The organism is Corynebacterium sp. HMSC034B08, from assembly GCF_001835805.1.
GTDB classification, from domain to species: domain Bacteria; phylum Actinomycetota; class Actinomycetes; order Mycobacteriales; family Mycobacteriaceae; genus Corynebacterium; species Corynebacterium coyleae.
The window spans coordinates 212861-216723 of the sequence record NZ_KV825964.1 but is presented as its reverse complement, the minus strand read 5'-3'; the positions used below and the strand labels follow the sequence as shown (position 1 = coordinate 216723).

The window sequence follows — 3863 nt, the reverse complement described above, 5'->3', positions numbered from 1 at the left end:
TCGAGGTAGTGCTCTACCGCTGAGCTAATCGCGCTTGGCTGGTGACAGCTTGGAGGTGGATACGGGAATCGAACCCGTGTACACGGTTTTGCAGACCGTTGCCTAACCACTCGACCAATCCACCGTGGAGTTACCTCCAAAGTATTCGGGAACTCCGAAGTACTTGGAGCGGATGACGAGACTCGAACTCGCGACCCTCACCTTGGCAAGGTGATGCGCTACCAACTGCGCTACATCCGCATCTTGTATTCAGTTGACGAGGGGAAGACCCTCTGTGCGCGATACTGGGATCGAACCAGTGACCCCTACCGTGTCGAGGTAGTGCTCTACCGCTGAGCTAATCGCGCCCACGTTCCTTGATGGAACTGGAGCGGATGACGAGACTCGAACTCGCGACCCTCACCTTGGCAAGGTGATGCGCTACCAACTGCGCTACATCCGCATGCTCTCCGCGCTTACCGCGCTGATTGCGAGAACAAACCTTATCCTCATTCACCGCTTGTATCCAAATCGGCAGTTCACGGCACTTGGTGCGGGTTGGTTAATGAGGTTTCAGCGATGTAATTCTCGGGAGCCGCACGCGATTCAAGGTGTCAAACTAGGCAGGGGAAGGCTCTCTTGGGGGGAAAGTGGTTGTGGCCTGCGGATTCGTCCGTGGCGCTCCATCCGTGTAATCTAGCAACTCGTTCGGTCCTATGGCTCAGTGGAAGAGCGTTCCGTTCACACCGGAAAGGTCGCTGGTTCGATCCCAGCTAGGACCACGGATTGGGAAAACCCCAGGTCGCGAATGGCCTGGGGTTTCTTCATGTTTTCGCACGTCATGATCCATATTAGGCTATGTACTTAAGTGGACACAGCGAGACGCAGGGCGACTCGAAATAGAGACGGATTAGAGAACATGACCGGAGATAGAGAGCACGGCCAGAAGCCGCGCAGGGGAGGAACGCCCAAAGCGCTCCGCAAGAGCAATACACGGCGCAGTTTTGGCAAGATCACCCACAAAGGGAAGCGGTACTACGCGGAATACACCCACGACGGCTCACGACACACAGCCGGGCAAGGTTTCACCACCCAGCGCCAAGCGGACAACTGGCTCGACTCCGAGCGTTACCTAATCGACGAACGGCGCTGGACACCCCCAAAACAGCGCCGCAACGCCGCAAAGGAGCAAGCCGCGCGAGATGCCGCCCAAACACTCACGGTTGCGGAACTCGTGGACAAGTGGCTTACCAACTCCGACATCAAAGAATCAACTCGCAGGAGCCACAAGAAAACCCTGGACCTACGCGCGCTCGGGCAGCTCGATCCACTTGGCCGTAACGTTCTCCGACTGAACGGCGTAGAGCCGCTTGGCGACCTCCGAGTTGTGGACGTGGACCGTGCACGAATGCAGGCGTGGATTGATGAAATGAAGGCTCGATGGCCGATGGGCAAAGACGGCTACGCCACGTCGTATTACGCCCGAAAACGCCTCTCAACCGCGTTCAACTACGCAATCAAGCACCTTGAATTGATTGATGCGAACCCGCTCGAACATTCCACGATGAAGCCACCTAAAAACAGCACCAAAGACCAGGCTGTGCTATCCGACGAGGAAGGCCAGCAGCTTATTGCCGCCTTCCCAGATTGGTTGCAACACGCACCGCGAATCATGCTCTTCGCGGGCCTGCGCTTGGGCGAATTGCTCGAACTGCGAGTCAAGGACCTCGAAAACATCGGTAACAGCCAAGCGCCGATCACCCTTCACGTTCGCCGCAATATGCAGGACACCAACGCCCCGGACGGCGGCAAAGAGGTTCTAATAAACGACACTCCTAAAAGCGAGGCGGCAAAGCGTGCAATCACTCTTGACCCCAAGACCAGCGAGGCAATCCGCGACCACCTAAAGGAGTTCGGCAAGACAAACCCCGAAGACCTCGTTGTTACGCGCAAGAACGGGACGCAGTTCACCCAAGGTAACTTCCGCGATGCCTACTTCACGCCCGCCAAAAAGTCCATCGGACGGCCAGATATTAGCCCCCACGCCACCCGCCGCTACTACGGCACGAAACTAGTGACCTTCGCGCTCGCAGGCGAATTCTCACTGGAAGATGCGCGAATGCTCATGGGGCATGAAACCACAGAACAACTACTCGAATACATGCGCGCCCAAAGCGACTACCGCGACCGGGCCGCCGCCGCGTTCGGCAACCTGTTTGGAGGATAGAAAAATGAACCCTACGGAAAAGGAACTCGCAGCCATGTTCCCGACGGTAAGCCCAAAGCACCACCTTCGAGTCACGGATTCGCACGGCAAGACGGTTTGTGTGCTCCTACTCGCCCGGCGCGACTACACAGCAGGGGGAGAAACCGACCCCGCAAACCTTACGGTCGCTGTAGAGACGCTGCCAGCCAAGGGGCAGGCTAGAAAAGGCTGGCTAGCGTCTGCCGACCTGCAACCGGGTGACGTTGAACGAATCAGTGGACGCAGGCCGTCGGTCTACGTAACCGAGGAAAAACTGATATTCCGCCAATGGGAAGTCGCGCTGCAAAAAGCCCTCCCTACCTTGGCAAAGTTGTACGACCACGGCATAACCGACATTCAGGAGCGGCACCTACAAAGGGTCATTGCTGGACAACTCTAGGCCGCCCGTCTACAGTCCTACCCAAGGCCGGAACCACTTAGACAGAGTGGCGAAGGCGTGGATTGCAGAAGACTCCATCTGCTCGCGATCACAAAAGTGGCGCGTCCTTGAAAAGCCGAGTTAGGTTGCTCGGCCTGTTAAGGGCGCGCATTTTTTGTGCCCGGAAAGGTCAGCAATGACCGCGATCACCCGCAAATGGTTGTCCGTCGAAGAGGCCGCCACCTACGTCGGACTATCCACCAAAACAATCCGCCGCAGAATCTCAAGCGGCGACCTCAAAGCCAGCAGAACCGGGCGCGTCTACCGCATTCACATGGACGCACTCGACGCAATGCTCCAACCCGTACAGGTGGCGCGATAGCCATGCACGACACCGAAACTGCCTATCTGCGATCCGTGCTTGCTGGCACCGCGCGAGAGGCCGCAGAATCGCTGCGCACGCTCGAACCTGAAGACTTCCACGCGCCGCAACACCAGAGAATCGCCTGGCTTATCAACGGCCATGCCGTCGCACTCTGCAAAGACGGACACGCCGACGCACCGTTGGAACCCGCAGTGCTCATGACGCACTTGGTGGACGGCGGAGCGAGCGACACCGAACGTAACGCGCTCATCGCCGTCACTACCGGCAACCCGGCCAACCCCGCCGACCGCGCTCACCTAGCCACGGCCCTCAAAACCGCCCGTCTCCGCCGTCAATGTGACGCAGTGGGGCAGGGCCTCACCGAGGCCGCAAACGGCGCTCTCCCGGCTATACAGCGCGCGATAACCGCCGCCCAGCAACTCACCGTCCTAGCCGCGCGCGCAGGACTCGATCACTAATCCAAGGAAACCCAAATGGCCGCCAATGCCACAACACAACCAACGCGACAACTGCGTCTAATCTCATTCAATGAAGTGCAAGACGACGTACCCACCTTCGCCTTCGACCTAACTCACTCCGGCCAAACAATCGGCACATGCCCTATCGGCTCTATCGCGCTTTTCGCAGGGCGACCCGGTGCGGGAAAATCAACGACAGGCCGCCACATCGCCGCGCGTGTGTCCACAGGCACGCTCCCAGGTTGCTGGGACGGAACACCACACAGCGTCGTCTACATCGCGCAGGAAGAGTCCGCCGCTTATATCGTCAAGCCCGCGCTACGTGCCGCCGGGGCCGACATGTCCCGCGTCCTCTTTCCGCAGGTGACGGTCACGATGGAAGATCAGGGCGACGTGCAACTACAGCTAGTCGCGGAG

Annotated in this window: 5 protein-coding genes and 5 tRNA genes; 6 read left to right on the top strand and 4 right to left on the bottom strand. The window is 58.6% G+C overall.

The annotated features are described in order from the left end of the window. Window positions 1–50: 50 nt before the first annotated feature. The 4 genes from HMPREF2656_RS07475 to HMPREF2656_RS07460 all read right to left on the bottom strand — a co-directional run bounded on the left by HMPREF2656_RS07475 (window position 51) and on the right by HMPREF2656_RS07460 (window position 442). Window positions 51–124 (bottom strand) — tRNA-Cys (locus HMPREF2656_RS07475). 40 nt (window positions 125–164) lie between these two features. Next, window positions 165–240 (bottom strand) — tRNA-Gly (locus HMPREF2656_RS07470). A 35-nt stretch (window positions 241–275) separates the two neighbouring features. Further along, a tRNA-Val gene (locus HMPREF2656_RS07465) sits at window positions 276–347 on the bottom strand. Between the two features lie 19 nt (window positions 348–366). Beyond that, window positions 367–442 (bottom strand) — tRNA-Gly (locus tag HMPREF2656_RS07460). Window positions 443–689: 247 nt separating this feature from the next. On the opposite strand from HMPREF2656_RS07460, the gene HMPREF2656_RS07455 reads away from it, so the two are divergent. The 6 genes from HMPREF2656_RS07455 to HMPREF2656_RS13105 form a co-directional block, all read left to right on the top strand. Next, a tRNA-Val gene (locus HMPREF2656_RS07455) sits at window positions 690–761 on the top strand. Window positions 762–898: 137 nt separating this feature from the next. Next, a complete protein-coding gene (locus tag HMPREF2656_RS07450) occupies window positions 899–2206 on the top strand; it encodes a tyrosine-type recombinase/integrase (protein WP_070816239.1) in 1308 nt (435 codons plus the stop codon). Between the two features lie 4 nt (window positions 2207–2210). Continuing rightward, on the top strand, window positions 2211–2624 hold the full coding sequence (locus tag HMPREF2656_RS07445) for a hypothetical protein (protein ID WP_070816238.1): 414 nt from the start codon (window positions 2211–2213) through the stop codon (window positions 2622–2624). Between the two features lie 175 nt (window positions 2625–2799). Continuing rightward, the gene (locus tag HMPREF2656_RS07440) at window positions 2800–2985 is read left to right on the top strand and encodes a helix-turn-helix domain-containing protein (RefSeq protein ID WP_070816237.1); all 186 of its coding nucleotides are present in this window, start codon (window positions 2800–2802) and stop codon (window positions 2983–2985) included. Window positions 2986–2987: 2 nt separating this feature from the next. Continuing rightward, window positions 2988–3446: a hypothetical protein gene (locus tag HMPREF2656_RS07435; RefSeq protein WP_070816236.1), complete on the top strand. Its 459-nt coding sequence runs from the start codon at window positions 2988–2990 to the stop codon at window positions 3444–3446. A gap of 15 nt (window positions 3447–3461) precedes the next feature. Continuing rightward, a partial coding sequence (locus HMPREF2656_RS13105; protein WP_168167550.1) for an AAA family ATPase occupies window positions 3462–3863 on the top strand: 402 nt, incomplete at its 3' end.